The organism is Phreatobacter aquiterrae, from assembly GCF_053471285.1.
On the sequence record NZ_JBJPHW010000010.1, the window covers coordinates 134543 to 149597 of the forward strand.

Below are 15055 nucleotides of genomic sequence, written 5' to 3' on the forward strand. Positions count from 1 at the left end.
CAAGCATGTCCAGCACTGCCAGATCGTGGCTACCCTTCGACCTTCTGGACGAGAGCGTCCCCAGCCTGCGGGCGACACCGAGCGCATGGATCAGGGAGCGCGACCCCGAAGGCGGATGGATCATCGACGGCTTCGACGATGGAGAGGGCCAGCAGACCGTCCAGGTCGGCCAGCGCATCGGGTTCGGCTGGCACGAGAAGCGCGGCACCGCCATCGTCCAGGTGAGCGACGACCGCCTCGTCACGGTGCTCGGCATCAGGCCGGATGCGAACTGCTTCATCTCGGACGGCGACTACGAAACCGTCGTCAGCGGCTTTGACGAGTGCGTCCAGAACGAGATCGACAACGCCATGTCGTCGGACTTCCCCCTCGAATTCGAGGTCGAGGGCTATTTCTGGTCCGAGGCGATCCCGCACGTTCTGGAGGAAGCCGACGGCATCGCCCGCTTCGTGCCGGTCAATGCGGCGGACATCCCGCCGGAGCGCACCGCCACCCTCCCATTGCTCGCGTCGGCGGGCCTGTGATGGGCCTCCACCCCGACCTTCAGCGCGGGCTTAGAGCCCTCTCGATCATCCAGCCGTGGTCCTGGCTCATCGCCAACGGCCACAAGGACATCGAAAACCGCGACTGGCCGACGAGGTTCCGCGGCGAGGTGCTGATCCACGCCGGCCAGAAGCTCGACAAGGACGTCGCCGATGACCTCTGGCGCGGCGTCCATCCGGTCACCGGGGAGCCGGTCCAGATCCTCGACCCGATGGCGCCGCCATTCGACCGGGGCGGGATCGTCGGCATCTGCGAGATCGTCGATTGCGTGACCGAATCCACATCACCCTGGTTCGTCGGGGCGCGCGGTTTCGTGATCCGCAACGCCAGGCCCCTGCCCTTCACGCCCTGCAAGGGCGCGCTCGGCTTCTTCACCCCCACCTTTGCGATGGAGGCCGCCCATGGCTCCGCCTAGTTTCCAGAAGCGCGTCGGGCGCTGGATGAACCAATGCTTCGGCCGCGAGGTCCCCCGCGACCGCCGCGAGCGCGCCCATCGCTTCCTCGAGGAGGCGCTGGAGCTTGCTCAGGTCGCCGGCTGCACGGCTCACGAGGCCAGCCAGCTGATCGCCTACGTCTATTCCAGGCCGAAGGGCGAGAAGGAGCAGGAGGTCGGCGGCGTGATGGTGACGCTCGCGGCCCTCTGCACCGCCCTCAACGTCGATCAGAGCAAGAGCGCGGAGACCGAGCTCAACCGGGTCTGGACGAAGGTCGCGGCGATCCGGGAAAAGCACGCGAGCAAGCCGAAGCTCTCGCCGCTGCCGGGGGTCTCGCCGACGGCGGTCGGCACGCCATGACGATGACCCCCGTCCAGATCGAACTCGCCCGCCATGCTCTCGGCCTGCCGAACAAGACGATGCGGAGCTACCGGAACCGTTACTTCTGCGCGCCGGGCGGCATGATCGGCGTCGCGTGGGGCGAGATGGTTCAGGCCGGCTTCGCGGCTGTCGACACCAATTCGGGCGGGCAGAACGCCTGCTTCTCCCTCACCCCCGAAGGTGCGCGCCTCGCGCTCATCCCCTTTGAACGCCTTTGCCCGGAGGATTTCCCCGCGCAGGAAGACGAGGAGAGCGACCGTGGCTGAACGCACCGACATTTCCTGGGCTCGATACACGTTCTCCCCCTGGACGGGCTGCAGCCGCGTCTCGCCGGCCTGCGACGGCTGCTATGCCGCGCACCTCATGGACACCCGCATGGGGCGCGTCGCTTGGGGCGAGCCGGGCGCTGGCGAGGGCACCCGCTCCATCATGTCCGACGCCTACTGGAAGAAGCCCCTCGCCTGGAGCAGAGCGGCCGCCGGAAGCACCGAGCGGGCGTGGGTCTTCCCCTCGCTCTGCGACCCCTTCGACACGGCGGTTCCGGCCGAATGGCGTCATCGCTTCATCGCGCTGATGGATGCGACCCCCAACCTTCTCTGGCTGCTGCTGACCAAGCGCATCGGCAATGTCGTGAAGCTGACCGACCCGGCGCGGGGCGAGCGCCCTCTGCCGCCGAACGTCGCCATCGGGGCGACCTTCGCCAATCAGCACGAATGGTTGCGTGATGGATCGAAGCTCCAGGCGGCGGCGGGGCAGGTTGGCGCGCTCTTCTCGTTCGGGAGCTTCGAGCCGCTGCTCGGCATGATCGACTTTCAGGGCGGCTGGATGCCTGACTGGATCATCAGCGGCGGCGAGACGGACCAGGGCGACCACAAGGCGCGGCCCTCGCACCCGGACTGGTTCCGCAGTCTGCGGGATCAGGCAGCGGCCGCCGGCAAGGCGTTCCACCACAAGCAGAACGGCGAGTGGGTGTCGGTCAGCGAGGTCGGGGGGCCGGGCGAGCACTTCCGCTTTCCTGATGGGGCAACCGTTCGGCGGACCGGCCGGCGGTTGAGCGGCCGCACGATCGACTTCAAGGTCCACGACGCCTTCCCGACGCTCCCCGGCTGGGGCGCACTGCTCGGGGCCGCGCCGGGCGCAACCGGCAAGCTGAGCAGCGAAGCATTTGTCCGGGAGGCCCGCGATGGCTGGAACTGAAGCGATCCACGGCAGCATGGGCGGGCATCACTCGGCGGCGTCGGGCACGAACGAGTGGCTGACGCCGCCGGAGGTCATCGCGGCCCTCGGCGGGCCAGCGTCCTTCGATCTCGACCCCTGCGCGCCGGTCACCCGGCCATGGCCGACGGCATCGCGCCATCTCACCGTCGAGGACAACGGCCTGCTCCAGCGATGGGACGGCCGGGTCTGGCTGAACCCGCCCTATTCGACGGCGCTGATCGGCAAGTGGCTCGGCCGGATGGCGGCGCACGGATGCGGCGTCGCCCTGATCTTCGCCCGGACCGAGACGGAAGCCTTCACCCGCTTCGTCTGGCAGCAGTCGTCCGCGGTGCTGTTCCTGGAGGGCCGGCTGCATTTCCACTATGTCGACGGCCGGCGGGCGGCGGCCAACGCCGGGGCGCCCTCGGTGCTCTGCGCCTATGGCGTCGAGGATGCGGACGTTCTGGCCCAGTGTGGCATCAAAGGGCAGTTCGTGCCGCTGACGCTGCCGAGGCTCGTGGCGGCCGTTTTCGCCGCGACGTGGGCGGAGGTCGTCGGCGGCTGGATACGCGCTCAGCGAGGCCCTGTGCGGCTTGACGACCTGTATCGCCAGTTCTCGAAGCATCCGAAGGCGCGCGGCAACCGGAATGTCGAGGCGAAGATCAGGCAGACGCTCCAGCGGGGGCGGTTCCGCCGCGTCGCGCAGGGGATGTGGGAGGCAGCATGATCCGGCCCAACCAAATCCAGTTCCGGGTGGACCCGCGCCACATCCCCATGGAGAAGGCCGCGCGCCGGCTGTTCCTGACGCCCCGCATGTTCAAAGAGAAGCGGCAGGAGCTCGAACGCCGGGGCTTCCCCCGGCCGGATGCCACGACGGGAAACTATGACCTGAAGGCGATAGACGCCTGGATGGATCAGGAGAGCCAACTGCAATCGCCCGAGGCGGCCGCCCCCCTCACCCTCGGCGAACGCTATAGACAGGAGGTCGGGAAACGTAAGACGAAGGCGGCATGAGCACCGTCCCCCTGCCCCCGCACGTCAACCGCGTCGAAAAGGCGAACGGCAGGATCTTCCACTATTTCGCCAAGCATCGGCGCCGGCCGGACCGCTGGCCGCCTGTCCGCCTGCCCGACAACGCAACCGACCCCCTCTTCTGGACCCGCGCCAAACTCTGCGAGCGGCTCTATGCCAGGAAAGAGGGCGACAGGTGGGCCTGGAGCTTCATGGACGGCGGCGGCACGGCGCACGCTCTCCCCGACCCCAAGCAGGACGCGCCTGGCTTCTGGGCGGCCGTAGAGGCGGCTGAAGAGAGGGCCTCCGACCTCGCCCTCGGCCGCAAGACATTCCGCGCGCTGGTCGATGAGTATCGCAGCTTCGGCGGCGCGCAGCCGGAAGGTGACGAGCCGAAGCGGCGCGGCCGCCGGTCCAAGAAGCGGGCGCGGGGGTTCCTCGTCCTCGCCCCCTCGACCCAGGAGCAATATGGCCGGTATCTCGACCGCATCTCGTCGGTCTGGGGCGATGCCCGCGTTGCGGACCTCACGACGGTCGACGTGCAGGCAGCGATCGACGCGCACTCGGCCACACCCAGATCGGCGGACCTGTTTCGAGCGGTGCTCTCGGTCGTCCTGCAGTTCGGCATCCCGCGCGGCTATTGCCTGACCAACGTGGCGGAAGCCTCCGAGAAGATCGCGGACTCGGTCCCTTATGAGCCCTGGCCGGACTGGGCGATCAAGACCTTCTTCGCCTGCGCGCCGACGCATTTCCACCTCCCGGTGATCTCGGCCCTCTACACTGGCCAGAGGTCGGTGGACGTCATGAAGATGGTCCGGCCCGCCAAGGATGCGACCGAGATCGACGTCTTCGCGCAGAAGACCGGCGTGTATGTCCCCATCCTCATCCATGCCGACTATCGGGCGATGATCGCCGACCTCTGCCCGGCCGACGCGGCCGCGATGCACCTGAAAGGCGACGGCGAGCCCTGGACCCTCTCCAGCTTCAAGCGCGAATGGCAGCGGCTGTTCAATGGCACCTATCCAGGGCGGACCCCCGAGGAGAAGGAGAGGCGCGCGGAGCTACGGCGGATCAAGGAAGCCGGGCTGGTGTTCCACGGCCTGCGAAAGAACGCCGTCATTCTGCTGCGCGAGGCCGGGATCGAAACCGGGATGGTCTCCATCATCGTCGGCATGAGCGAGGCCATGGTGAACCACTATGCCGCCAAGGCGGACACCCGGCGAGCGGTCCGCGAGGCCCAGCTTGCCATCCACGCTGCCCGCGCCGGACTGGGCCGGCTCATCCGAGGCAACGACACCGATTGAGCACGCGCATGTGGATCGAGCGGACCCGCTCAGGAGCATCCAGCCGCGAATCCCCGGTGCCTCGGCGGGGGCCCAGAAACAGGCCGGGTGCCAACCATTTCCGAAATGTGCCAACCGATTGAGGTGCCAACCCCCGAAGGGGAGGCTTCAAGTCTTTGATCTTGCTGCTGGAAATGGTGAGCGGGGAGGGGATCGAACCCTCGACCACATGATTAAAAGTCACGTGCTCTACCGCTGAGCTACCCGCCCATCCGGCGGCGGGTTTGGCGGATTGGCACGGGGAAGTCAACGCCGGGCGACATCCGGCCGCGCCCCCTGCCCCGCAATAACGACAGTCAACAACGGCAAGGCCCGCCCCTTTCGGAACGGGCCCTGCGGCTTCGCAGTTACCAGCCGCGACGATAGGCACGGCGGCGCCAGTAGCGGCGGCGCTGGCGGCGGTTGCGCCAGTCACGGCGGTAGGCGCCGCGGCTCCGACGGCGCATCACGCGACCGCGCGGCGACTGCTCGGACTGCATTTCGACGGGCGCTGCCGGTGCGGGGGCAGCCTGGACCGGAGCGGCCTGAGCCACGCTAGCCACTCCACCTGTCGCCAGGGCGACGAGGCCCGCGATGGTCGCGAAGAACATTCGTCTGTTGGTCATCTGAGACTCCCTCATCGTTCCGTCGGCATGCTGCGAGAGCAGCAGCCCTTCCGCTTGTGGCGGTCAGACTGGAACGCATGGCGAGCGCGATTGTTCAGTTCTGCTACGGGGCAGCGATTGCCCCTCGGGGCGCAGGCGCCCAGGATGCTCGCCCGACAAGGACGAATCCCCTCATGATCCTGCGACGAATCGTCTTCTTTCTCGCGCTTTTGCTCGGTCTCATCGCCTCGCAGGTGCCGGAATTCGCCCAGCAGTACCGCCAGCGACTGGGCGGAGCCATCGACGAACTCAACCGGATAACGGGCGAGTTCGATGCGGACGCGGCACGGATGCAGATGGACCGTGCCTCCGGGCTCGACAGGCTGCTACGCAACACCGATGACTTCGTCCGGCAGCGCGGCGAGCAGATTCGTAGCGTTGCGGAACGCGCGGCCCGGCTCGAACGGCAGCTTCAATCCTACAGCGACGCCGGCCCATTCTGGCGGCTCGCCACGTTCGCCCGCAACCACGAGCCCGAGATCGTGCGCCGCGCCGCCGAGAATTTCGAGCCGGCCATCCCCGTGACCGCCGAGGGACTGGTCGCAACAGTCGCGGGATTCCTGATCGGGTGGCTCGGCGGCCGTGCTCTGATAGCCCCCGTCCAGCGTCGCCGCCGCCGGACCGCGATAACGCGGGCCTGAATTCAGTCAGGCGCCATCCGCCTGACGCCATCCCTGATGAACAGACGGAACGGGGTGGTACCTGACGCCGAACCGTCGGCGGAGCGCCAACGGCCGTTGGTGCAGAGGATGCCTCCCTGTTCGGAAACCGCGTCGAATTCGACGGTGTTGCGGTAGATCGTGCCGTCAGGCGTGGTCGCGGTGAAGGCGGTGCGGCACCGGCCGTCGGCGACGACCGGATCATAGCCGCCGATCATGATGCCGCCGCCGCCCGTGCTCGGGAACGGGTAGGTCAGGAGCGGCCAGCGGGCGTAGTCCTCCACCGCCCCGGCCGTCGATCCGCCGAGCGCGAGGCCCGCCATCAGCACGATCGTCGCAACCCGCATTGCCTTGCTCCCTGTCGTCAGCGCGAACTTCCACAAGGTCTACACGGCGACCGGCGCCGTTGGATGCACCGCTGAGACGCAGGGAATGAAGGCTTGCGCCGGAAGACGTCGCGCAGGAACAATGCTCGCCCAGAAGCGAGAGTGGTCGAGCCCGATGCAGCAATCCTGCCCCAAGCACATGAAGCATCTGATGGTGGCCCCGGGCACCAGGGTGAAGCTCGCGGATATCGACGCGCGGGAGGTCGACTTCCTCGGGGAGGAGGCGGCCGTGCGGGCGAGGCTCGCGGAGGATGTGATCGTCATCGACCGGCTGCAGGATAGGCTCTATGGCGAAGGCAAACGCGCGCTGCTCGTCGTGCTGCAGGGAACGGATACGGCGGGCAAGGACGGCACGATCCGCGGCGTCTTCAACACCACCGGCCCACTCGGCGTGTCCGTTACCGCCTTCAAGCGGCCCAGCGAGGAGGAACTCGCCCACGACTTCCTCTGGCGTGTGCACATGGCCGCGCCGCGGCGCGGCACAATCGGCATCTTCAACCGCTCGCACTACGAGGACGTGCTGGTCGGGCGAGTGCGCAATCTGGCGCCCAAGGCCGCCATCGAGCAGCGCTACGACCAGATCAACGATTTCGAGCGGATTCTCTCCGAGAACGGCACGGTCATCCTGAAGTTCATGCTGCACATCTCGAAAGAGGAGCAGGCGGAACGTCTCCAGGAGCGGCTCGACCAGAAGGACAAGAACTGGAAGTTCAACGCCGGCGATCTCGAGGACCGCAAGCTCTGGGACGAGTTCCAGAAGGCCTATGAGACCGCCCTCACCCGCTGCTCGACCGACCATGCGCCCTGGCACGTGGTGCCCGCAGACAGGAAGTGGGCGCGCAACGCCATCATCGCAGCTATCGTGCGTGACACGCTGGAGACGATGAACCCGCAATATCCGAAGGTGCCGTGGAAGGCGTCGGACTTCACAATCGAGTAGAGGGACCGGAGCGCAAGCAGGCTCAACCGGTCCAGGGGTCGATATCGCCCCTCACCCAGCCCTCCCTCACCTCGGCGACATAGTCGGCGTAGCGGCCCTCGGCGATCGCCGTGCGGGCGCCGGCCATCAGGTCCTGGTAATAGGCGAGGTTGATCCAGGTGATCAGCATGGAGCCGAGCATCTCCTCGGTGCGGACGAGGTGATGCAGGTAGGCGCGCGAATAATCGTGGGCCGCCGGGCAGGACGAGGCTTCGTCCAGCGGGCGCGGGTCCTCGGCGTGGCGGGCGTTGCGGAAGTTGATCCGGCCGAAGCGAGAGAAAGCCTGCCCGTGACGGCCGTTGCGGGTCGGCATGACGCAGTCGAACATGTCGACCCCGCGCGCTACGGCCGCCAGCAGATCGTCCGGCGTGCCGACGCCCATCAGATAGTGCGGCTTCTCGTCCGGAAGGTGCGGCATGACCTCCTCGATCATCGCCAGCATGACCTCCTGCGGCTCGCCGACGGCAAGGCCGCCGATGGAATAGCCGGGGAAGTCCATGGCCGCGAGAGCCTTCGCGCTGGCGATGCGCATGTCCGGCTGGTCGCCGCCCTGCACGATGCCGAAGAGCGCCCTGCCCGCCGGCTGCACCTCAAACGCGCGCTTCGACCGCTCGGCCCAGCGCAGCGACAGCTGCATGGCCCTGTCGATGGCGGCGCGCTCGTTCGGCAGCGCAACGCACTCGTCGAGTTGCATCTGGATGTCGGCGCCGAGCAGGCCCTGGATCTCCACCGAGCGCTCCGGCGTCAGTTCGAAGCGCGTGCCGTCCACATGGCTTGAAAAGGTCACGCCCTGCTCCGTGAGCTTGCGCAACTTGGCGAGCGACATGACCTGAAACCCGCCGGAATCGGTCAGTATCGGCCCGGACCAGCCGCCGAAGCGGTGCAGGCCGCCGAGTTTCGCAATGCGTTCGGCGCCGGGGCGCAGCATCAGGTGGTAGGTGTTGCCGAGGATCACGTCGGCGCCGAGCGCCTTCACCTGATCCATGTACATGGCCTTGACCGTCGCCTGCGTGCCGACCGGCATGAAGGCGGGCGTACGGATGGCGCCGCGCGGCGTCGAGACGATACCGTTGCGCGCCGCGCCGTCGCGGGCCTGGATCGCGAAGGAGAAGCCGGTCATCGCGCATCCTCGCGGAAGAGAAGCGAACCGTCGCCATAGGAGTAGAAACGGTATCCGGTGGCGATGGCCTGCTCATAGGCCGCCCGCATGGTCTCGAGCCCTGCAAAGGCCGAGACCAGCATGAACAGGGTCGAGCGCGGCAGGTGGAAATTGGTCATCAGGATATCGACGGCCCGGAACCGGTAGCCCGGTGTGATGAAGATGGATGTTTCTGCGGCGAAGGGCCGGATCGTGCCATTCTCGGTCGCGGAACTTTCCAGAAGCCGCAGCGAGGTGGTCCCCACCGCGACGATGCGCCCACCGGACGCGCGCACCGCATTAAGGGCTGCGGCCGTCTCGGCCGCCACCCATCCGTATTCAGGATGCATCCGGTGGTCCGCCGTGTCGTCGCTCTTCACGGGCAGGAAGGTACCGGCCCCGACGTGGAGCGTCACGAAATGCAGGCCCACGCCCCGCGCGCGCAGCCGATCCAGTAGCTCCGGGGTGAAATGCAGGCCGGCTGTGGGTGCGGCCACCGAGCCCTCGTCCCGCGCATAGACCGTCTGGTAGTCGGCGCGATCCTGCGCGTCCTCCGGCCGCTTCGAGGCGATATAGGGCGGCAGCGGGATATGGCCAACGCGGGCGATGGCCTCGTCGAGATAGGCTCCGGCGAACTCGAACTCCAGCACGACTCCGTCGTCGTCCTTGGACACGACGGTGGCATGCAAGGCCGACAGGAGGCAGGCCTCGGGCGTCTCGCCGAAGCGGACGAGGTCGCCGGGCTGCAGCTTCTTCGCGCCCCTGACGAAGGCGAGCCAGCGGTTGTCGCCGAGCCGCCGGTGCAGGGTCGCGGAAACCGAGGCCACCTGCCCCGCCCGCTCGCGGATACCCTCAAGCTGCGCCGGGATGACGCGCGTGTCGTTGAAGACGAGGGCATCGCCCGGCTGCAGAAGCTCTGGCAGGTCGCGCACGACGCGATCCTCGATTCCCTCGCCCGGCCGCACCACCATGAGGCGTGCGGCATCGCGCGGGCTCGCGGGCCTCAGCGCGATCCGGTCGGGCGGCAGGTCGAAATCGAAGAGGTCGACGCGCATGGTTTGGGGCGATCGGGCTTCCAGCAAAAAGAAACGGCGCCCGGATCGCTCCGGGCGCCGCGCTCCCTATCACAGGGGATCAGAGCTTGGCGATGACGTCGCCATAGGTCGCCAGGTCGTCGGCGGCGATCTTGGCCACGACGATCTTGTCGGGATCCCGCACGGGCTCGCCGCGCTTGATCCCGTCGACGTTGTCCATGCCTTCGACGACCTTGCCCCAGACCGTGTATTGCTTGTCGAGGAAGCGGGCGTCATCGAAGCAGATGAAGAACTGCGAATTGGCGGAATTGGGGTTCTGGGCGCGGGCCATGGACGTCGTCCCGCGCACATGCGGCTCGGCGTTGAACTCGGCCTTGAGGTCCGGGTACTTCGAGCCGCCGGTGCCGGTGCCGTGCGGGCAGCCGGTCTGGGCCATGAAGCCGTCGATGACACGGTGGAAGACGATTCCGTCATAGAAGCCCTCGCGGACGAGCTTCTTGATGTGGTCGACATGGCCGGGCGCCAGGTCCGGGCGCATGGCGATGACGACACGACCCTTGGTCGTTTCCAGGATCAGGGTGTTTTCTGCGTCGAGGGCCATGGTGGCCTCCTTGGTGGTTGTCGTTGGATATCGGCGTCAGCGGATGTCGGCGGCGACGCGGACGCGGACCATGCGGTCCGGCTGCGCGACGGTGCCGTTGGCGGCCGGATTGCCGCGCTTGATCTTGTCGACCGCCTCCATGCCGGAGACGACGTTGCCGAAAACCGTATACTGGCCGTTCAGGAACGAGCCCTCGGCGAACATGATGAAGAACTGGGAGTTGGCCGAGTTCGGGCTCTGCGAGCGGGCCATGCCGAGCGTGCCGCGCACGAAGGGCTCGCGCGAGAACTCGGCCGGCAGGTTCGGCATCGGCGAGCCACCCATGCCGGTTCCTTGCGGATCGCCGGTCTGGGCCATGAAGCCCTCGATGACGCGGTGAAAGACGATGCCGTTGTAGAAGCCCTGACGGGCCAGGATCTTGATGCGCTCGACATGCTTGGGGGCAAGGTCCGGCCGCAGGCGGATGATGACCGGCCCGTCCTTCAGCTCGATGACGAGCGTGTTTTCGGGATCGGCGCCCGCCGGCAGGCGGATCGCCTGGGCGGCGGCGGGGCCGGCGGCGGCAAGAGCCAGCGAGCTGGCGAGGAAGGTGCGGCGCTGCAAAGGGGATTCTCCGGTTAGAACGGGACCGCGCGGGATCAGGCGCGGCGCTTGACCTTGGCGCCGAGCGCCTCGGCCACGGCGGGGGGCACGAAGGAGGTCACGTCGCCTCCCATCATGGCGATCTGGCGGACGAGCGTGGCGGTGATGGGGCGAACCGTGGGCGAGGCCGGCAGAAAGATCGTCTGCACGCCCGGCGCCATGACAGCATTCATGCCGGCCATCTGCATCTCGTAGTCGAGGTCGGTGCCGTCGCGCAGGCCGCGGATGAACAGGCTCGCACCGACGCGCTGGGCCGCCCAGACCGCAAGGTCGTCGAAGGTGACGGTCCGGAACAGGCAGTCCTCCTCGGCGGCGATAGGCGCGCACACGGCGTCGAGGAGGGCGAGACGTTCTTCGGCGCTGAACATCGGCGCCTTTCCGGGATGGACGCCGACCCCGACCACCAGTTCGTCGGCGAGGCGGCAGGCATGGCGGATGACGTCGAGATGGCCGTTGGTGACCGGATCGAACGAACCCGTGTAGAGCGCGATGCGTTTCGTCATGGGGCTCCGCCGCGACAGGACCGGCGAGGCTTACCGAAGCGGCAGGGTCGGCGCAAGAGATGCCGCGCCCGGCACACGCGGTCGGCATGGTCAGCATGTCGCAGACCGATTGCCTCGGCCGCAGCGACACGTGAAGAATGAACCTCAATGTTCAGGGGCCGACGCCCCGGGGGAGACCGCCATGGCCGAGACGACCGAAACCCGCATCACCGAGTGGCTGGCCGCGCACAAGGACGCGATGGTCGAGCTGCTGCGCGAGGTGGTCGACATCGATTCCGGGTCCTATGACAAGGCCGGGGTGGACGCGGTCGGCGCGCGCTTCGAGCGCTTCTTCGAGGAGCACGGCATTTCCGCCTGGCGCGAACATCACGAGGTGTACGGCGACGCCATCCACGCACTGGTGACGGAACCTGGATCAAACGAGAAGCCCATTCTGCTAATGGGTCATAGGGATACGGTGTTTCCCAAAGGCGAAATCTCAAGACGCCCCTTCAGCATCGAGGGCGACCGGGCCTACGGACCGGGAGTCGCGGACATGAAGGGTGGTCTCGTGATGAACGTCTTCGTCGCCGCCGCCTTCAAGGCGCTGGGTGGCGCGCCGTGCCCCATCAGGGTCCTCATCACGTCCGATGAGGAAATCGCGTCACCCTCGTCGCGCCCCATCATCGAGCGCGAAGGCCGGGCGTCGCGGGCCGTCTATAATTCGGAGCCAGGACGGCCCACAGGCAATGTCACCACAGGGCGCAAGGGCGGTGTCTTCATGCGCTTCGACGTCTATGGGAAAGCGGCTCACTCCGGAGGTAATTTCACAAGCGGCATCAGTGCTATCGGCGAGCTTGCTCACAAGATTGTTCAGATCCATGCGCTCACCGATCTCGACAAGGGGATCACGCTGAATGTCGGCCTCGTCTCGGGCGGGCAGTCGGTCAACACGACCGCTCCGCACGCGGAGGGGCAGATCGACCTGCGCTACATCGACCCCGCCGACCGCGCCCGGACCCTCGATGCCATTCGCCGCATCATCGATACGCCGACCGTCGCGGGCACCACCGCGAAGCTGGAGATCAAGGGCGAGTTCCTGCCCGTGGTGCAGACGCCGGAGGCGAAGGCGATCTTCACGGCCTATCAGTCCGCGGCGCGTGACGCGGGGCTGCCCAATCTCGATGGCGAGTTCTCGGGCGGCTGCGCCGATTCCGGCTTTACCGCGAGTGTCGGTACGCCGACCATCTGCGGTGTGGGCCCGGTCGGCGGCAATGCCCATACGGTGGAGGAGTATCTGGAGATCGACAGCATCGTGCCGCGTGCCCAGGCTCTGGCCCTGGCGATCCTGAGAACGAAGGTCGACTGACGGTTCCGAGTCCCGACCGCCGGACGGGGCCGCGCCGTCGGCCATGCGCACCGCCTCTCCCGCCGTCCGACGTTCTGGTCTAGAAGCACGCACGAACCCGATCACAGGAGATCACCATGGGCGCACTCGACGGCAAGGTTGCCATCGTCACGGGGGCCGCGCGCGGCATCGGCAAGGCGATCGCCCAGCGCTTCGTCGCCGAGGGGGCGAGTGTGGTTCTGTCCGACATCGCCGCCGAGGCGGGCAAGGCGACGGCCGACGAGCTCGGAAAGTCGGGCAAGACCGCCTTCATCGCGGCAGACGTCGGTGATGCGGCATCCGTGGCGAACCTCGTCGAGGGCGCCCGCAAGGCCTTCACCGGCGACGTCGACATCCTCATCAACAATGCCGGCATCGTTCATACGTCCGAGTTCCTCGATCTTGCCGAAGCCGACTTCGACAAGGTGCTGCGCGTCAACCTGAAGGGCTCCTTCCTGGTCGGCCAGGCGGTCGCCCGCCTCATGGTGGAGCAGGTGAAGGCCGGCAAGGCGCCCGGTGCCATCGTCAACATGAGCTCGGTCAACGCCCGGCTCGCCATCGTCAACCAGATCCCCTACTGCGTCTCGAAAGGTGGCGTCAGCCAGCTCACCAATGTCATGGCGTTGGGGCTGTCCGAATACGGCATCCGCGTCAACGCCATCGGTCCCGGCTCGATCGCCACCGAGATGCTGGCGAGCGTGAACACCGACAAGGCCGCCCGTCACCGGCTGTTCTCGCGCACGCCGCTGCGCCGCCTCGGTGAACCCGACGAGATCGCCCGCGTCGCCGTCTTCCTCGCCTCCGACGCGTCGAGCTATATCACCGGCCAGACCATCTATGTCGATGGCGGCCGCCTCGGCCTCAACTACACGGTGCCGGTGCAGGATTGAGCGGCGACCTCCCTGCCGCGCTGAGGTCCGGGCTGGAGGCGCTCGCCGCCACCTTTTCCGGCCGGGATCTCGCGGCCGCGAGCGCGCGGCTGTCCGCAGACTACCGCTCCGGCCGCGGCACCCGCCTGCCCGCCCCCATCGATGTCGCGGCCTATGCCATCGCGCGCATGCCCGCGACCTACGCCGCCTGCGTCCACGCCCTGTCGGAGGCGTCGGACCGCGCCGCCTTCGTTCCACGCACGCTGCTCGACATCGGTTCCGGTCCCGGCACGGCAGCCTGGGCCGCTGTCGAGGCCTATCCGTCGCTGGAGGCCGTCCGGCTTCTCGACAGCCATCCCGGCATGGTCGCGACCGGAAGGGGCCTGGCGGCCCATGCGACCGGCGTCCTGTCGACCGCGGAGTGGATTGGGGCCGATCTCAGGAGCCTTCCTGCCGATCTGAAGGCCGATCTCGTGGTCGCCAGCTATGCGCTGAACGAATTGAGCGCCGCGGAAGCATCGCGTCAGGCCGCAGAGCTCTACGACCGTTGCGGCGGCCTCCTGGTGCTGGTCGAACCGGGATCGAAGGCCGGTTCCGCCGTCGTGAGGGCAGCCCGCACAGCGCTCATTTCGGCGGGCGGGCGCATCGTCGCCCCCTGCCCGGCCGATGGCCCCTGCCCCATGGCCGATCCGGACTGGTGCCATTTCGCCGCACGCCTGCCGCGCCTGAAGGCGCACAAAGCCGCGAAATCGGCCGACGTGCCCTTCGAGGACGAGCCATTCTCCTATCTGGTCGTCGCGCGTCCCGGCATCAGCATCCGTCCGGCGGCAGCCCGCATCCTCAGACCGCCCCGGGCCGCGAAACCCGGCACCAGCTTTGCCCTGTGCACGCTGGCGGGCCTTAAGACGCGCTTCATTGCGACCCGCGACCGCGAAGCCCATCGCCTGACACGCCGTCTGGGCTGGGGAGATGCCATGCCGCCCGCCAACGGAGAAGCCTCGTGATCCGCATCCTGCTGATGGCCACCGTGGCGTTCGCGCCGCTTCCTGCGTTGTCTCAGACCGAGACCCTGTCGTTCTCGCAGAGGGTCTCGATATACCGTGCCTGCAAGCCCGACATCGACCGCCGCTGCCCGGACGCAGGCCGCGATTCCACCCGGGTATCGACTTGCCTGCGCACCCATCAGGCGCAGCTCTCGCAGGACTGTGTGGCGGCAGTGCGCCAGACGGGAGCACGGTGACTGAAGGCTAGCACCGCAGCCCTGCGCCGGTCCCGATTGACCGTCGCCGCCGGGGGGCGCGATAGCAGGGCATCGGGAGATGCTG

The 15055-nt window shown here is 67.7% G+C and carries 21 protein-coding genes and 1 tRNA gene; 14 read left to right on the forward strand and 8 right to left on the reverse strand.

The annotated features are described in order from the left end of the window. Nucleotides 1–5 precede the first annotated feature (5 nt). Genes ACJ4V0_RS16025 through ACJ4V0_RS16060 form a run of 8 tightly spaced genes read left to right on the forward strand, consistent with a single transcriptional unit; the run spans nt 6 to nt 4870 of the window. Nucleotides 6–524 carry a hypothetical protein gene (locus ACJ4V0_RS16025; protein WP_448300599.1) on the forward strand — a complete coding sequence of 173 codons (519 nt, stop codon included), beginning with the start codon at nt 6–8 and terminating at the stop codon, nt 522–524. Then, nucleotides 524–958 (forward strand): ASCH domain-containing protein, encoded by a 435-nt coding sequence (locus ACJ4V0_RS16030; RefSeq protein WP_448300600.1) that lies wholly within the window; start codon nt 524–526, stop codon nt 956–958. The genes ACJ4V0_RS16025 and ACJ4V0_RS16030 overlap by 1 nt, the downstream gene beginning before the upstream one ends. Further along, nucleotides 945–1337, forward strand: coding sequence for a hypothetical protein (locus ACJ4V0_RS16035; RefSeq protein ID WP_448300601.1), 393 nt, complete (start codon nt 945–947; stop codon nt 1335–1337). The genes ACJ4V0_RS16030 and ACJ4V0_RS16035 overlap by 14 nt, the downstream gene beginning before the upstream one ends. Further along, the gene (locus tag ACJ4V0_RS16040; protein WP_448300602.1) at nt 1334–1624 is read left to right on the forward strand and encodes a hypothetical protein; all 291 of its coding nucleotides are present in this window, start codon (nt 1334–1336) and stop codon (nt 1622–1624) included. The genes ACJ4V0_RS16035 and ACJ4V0_RS16040 overlap by 4 nt, the downstream gene beginning before the upstream one ends. Next, the gene (locus ACJ4V0_RS16045; RefSeq protein ID WP_448300603.1) at nt 1617–2555 is read left to right on the forward strand and encodes a DUF5131 family protein; all 939 of its coding nucleotides are present in this window, start codon (nt 1617–1619) and stop codon (nt 2553–2555) included. Before ACJ4V0_RS16040 ends, ACJ4V0_RS16045 begins: the two co-directional genes overlap by 8 nt. After that, the gene (locus tag ACJ4V0_RS16050) at nt 2542–3282 is read left to right on the forward strand and encodes a DNA N-6-adenine-methyltransferase (RefSeq protein WP_448300604.1); all 741 of its coding nucleotides are present in this window, start codon (nt 2542–2544) and stop codon (nt 3280–3282) included. Before ACJ4V0_RS16045 ends, ACJ4V0_RS16050 begins: the two co-directional genes overlap by 14 nt. Further along, nucleotides 3279–3569 carry a hypothetical protein gene (locus ACJ4V0_RS16055; protein WP_448300605.1) on the forward strand — a complete coding sequence of 97 codons (291 nt, stop codon included), beginning with the start codon at nt 3279–3281 and terminating at the stop codon, nt 3567–3569. Before ACJ4V0_RS16050 ends, ACJ4V0_RS16055 begins: the two co-directional genes overlap by 4 nt. Beyond that, nucleotides 3566–4870, forward strand: coding sequence for a site-specific integrase (locus ACJ4V0_RS16060; protein WP_448300606.1), 1305 nt, complete (start codon nt 3566–3568; stop codon nt 4868–4870). Before ACJ4V0_RS16055 ends, ACJ4V0_RS16060 begins: the two co-directional genes overlap by 4 nt. Nucleotides 4871–5044: 174 nt before the next feature. Here ACJ4V0_RS16060 and ACJ4V0_RS16065 read toward each other — a convergent pair. Both ACJ4V0_RS16065 and ACJ4V0_RS16070 read right to left on the reverse strand, forming a co-directional pair. Continuing rightward, nucleotides 5045–5119, reverse strand: a tRNA-Lys gene (locus tag ACJ4V0_RS16065). A 137-nt stretch (nt 5120–5256) separates the two neighbouring features. Continuing rightward, nucleotides 5257–5514, reverse strand: coding sequence for a hypothetical protein (locus ACJ4V0_RS16070; RefSeq protein ID WP_448300607.1), 258 nt, complete (start codon nt 5512–5514; stop codon nt 5257–5259). A gap of 173 nt (nt 5515–5687) precedes the next feature. On the opposite strand from ACJ4V0_RS16070, the gene ACJ4V0_RS16075 reads away from it, so the two are divergent. Then, complete coding sequence (locus tag ACJ4V0_RS16075) at nt 5688–6194, forward strand: DUF2937 family protein (RefSeq protein ID WP_448300608.1); 507 nt, start codon at nt 5688–5690, stop codon at nt 6192–6194. A 2-nt stretch (nt 6195–6196) separates the two neighbouring features. On the opposite strand, the gene ACJ4V0_RS16080 is transcribed toward ACJ4V0_RS16075, so the two are convergent. Next, the gene (locus ACJ4V0_RS16080) at nt 6197–6559 is read right to left on the reverse strand and encodes a hypothetical protein (protein WP_448300609.1); all 363 of its coding nucleotides are present in this window, start codon (nt 6557–6559) and stop codon (nt 6197–6199) included. Between the two features lie 121 nt (nt 6560–6680). On the opposite strand from ACJ4V0_RS16080, the gene ACJ4V0_RS16085 reads away from it, so the two are divergent. Next, nucleotides 6681–7538, forward strand: coding sequence for a polyphosphate kinase 2 family protein (locus tag ACJ4V0_RS16085; RefSeq protein WP_448300610.1), 858 nt, complete (start codon nt 6681–6683; stop codon nt 7536–7538). 22 nt (nt 7539–7560) lie between these two features. Here the strand turns inward: ACJ4V0_RS16085 and tgt are convergent, their stop codons facing one another. The 5 genes from tgt to coaD all read right to left on the reverse strand — a co-directional run bounded on the left by tgt (nt 7561) and on the right by coaD (nt 11495). Next, nucleotides 7561–8697: a tRNA guanosine(34) transglycosylase Tgt gene (tgt, locus tag ACJ4V0_RS16090; protein WP_448300611.1), complete on the reverse strand. Its 1137-nt coding sequence runs from the start codon at nt 8695–8697 to the stop codon at nt 7561–7563. Beyond that, nucleotides 8694–9770 carry a tRNA preQ1(34) S-adenosylmethionine ribosyltransferase-isomerase QueA gene (queA, locus tag ACJ4V0_RS16095; protein WP_448300612.1) on the reverse strand — a complete coding sequence of 359 codons (1077 nt, stop codon included), beginning with the start codon at nt 9768–9770 and terminating at the stop codon, nt 8694–8696. Before queA ends, tgt begins: the two co-directional genes overlap by 4 nt. A gap of 79 nt (nt 9771–9849) precedes the next feature. After that, nucleotides 9850–10350, reverse strand: a complete 501-nt coding sequence (locus tag ACJ4V0_RS16100) for a peptidylprolyl isomerase (protein ID WP_448300613.1) — start codon at nt 10348–10350, stop codon at nt 9850–9852. A 36-nt stretch (nt 10351–10386) separates the two neighbouring features. After that, nucleotides 10387–10953, reverse strand: a complete 567-nt coding sequence (locus ACJ4V0_RS16105) for a peptidylprolyl isomerase (protein ID WP_448300614.1) — start codon at nt 10951–10953, stop codon at nt 10387–10389. Between the two features lie 35 nt (nt 10954–10988). Continuing rightward, on the reverse strand, nt 10989–11495 hold the full coding sequence (gene coaD / locus ACJ4V0_RS16110; protein WP_448300615.1) for a pantetheine-phosphate adenylyltransferase: 507 nt from the start codon (nt 11493–11495) through the stop codon (nt 10989–10991). Between the two features lie 181 nt (nt 11496–11676). On the opposite strand from coaD, the gene ACJ4V0_RS16115 reads away from it, so the two are divergent. The 4 genes from ACJ4V0_RS16115 to ACJ4V0_RS16130 all read left to right on the forward strand — a co-directional run bounded on the left by ACJ4V0_RS16115 (nt 11677) and on the right by ACJ4V0_RS16130 (nt 14970). Beyond that, nucleotides 11677–12843 (forward strand): M20 family metallopeptidase, encoded by a 1167-nt coding sequence (locus tag ACJ4V0_RS16115; protein WP_448300616.1) that lies wholly within the window; start codon nt 11677–11679, stop codon nt 12841–12843. 116 nt (nt 12844–12959) lie between these two features. After that, nucleotides 12960–13751 carry an SDR family NAD(P)-dependent oxidoreductase gene (locus ACJ4V0_RS16120; RefSeq protein ID WP_448300617.1) on the forward strand — a complete coding sequence of 264 codons (792 nt, stop codon included), beginning with the start codon at nt 12960–12962 and terminating at the stop codon, nt 13749–13751. Continuing rightward, the gene (locus ACJ4V0_RS16125; protein WP_448300618.1) at nt 13748–14734 is read left to right on the forward strand and encodes a small ribosomal subunit Rsm22 family protein; all 987 of its coding nucleotides are present in this window, start codon (nt 13748–13750) and stop codon (nt 14732–14734) included. The genes ACJ4V0_RS16120 and ACJ4V0_RS16125 overlap by 4 nt, the downstream gene beginning before the upstream one ends. Continuing rightward, nucleotides 14731–14970 (forward strand): cysteine rich repeat-containing protein, encoded by a 240-nt coding sequence (locus tag ACJ4V0_RS16130; RefSeq protein WP_448300619.1) that lies wholly within the window; start codon nt 14731–14733, stop codon nt 14968–14970. Before ACJ4V0_RS16125 ends, ACJ4V0_RS16130 begins: the two co-directional genes overlap by 4 nt. Nucleotides 14971–15055: the final 85 nt, after the last annotated feature.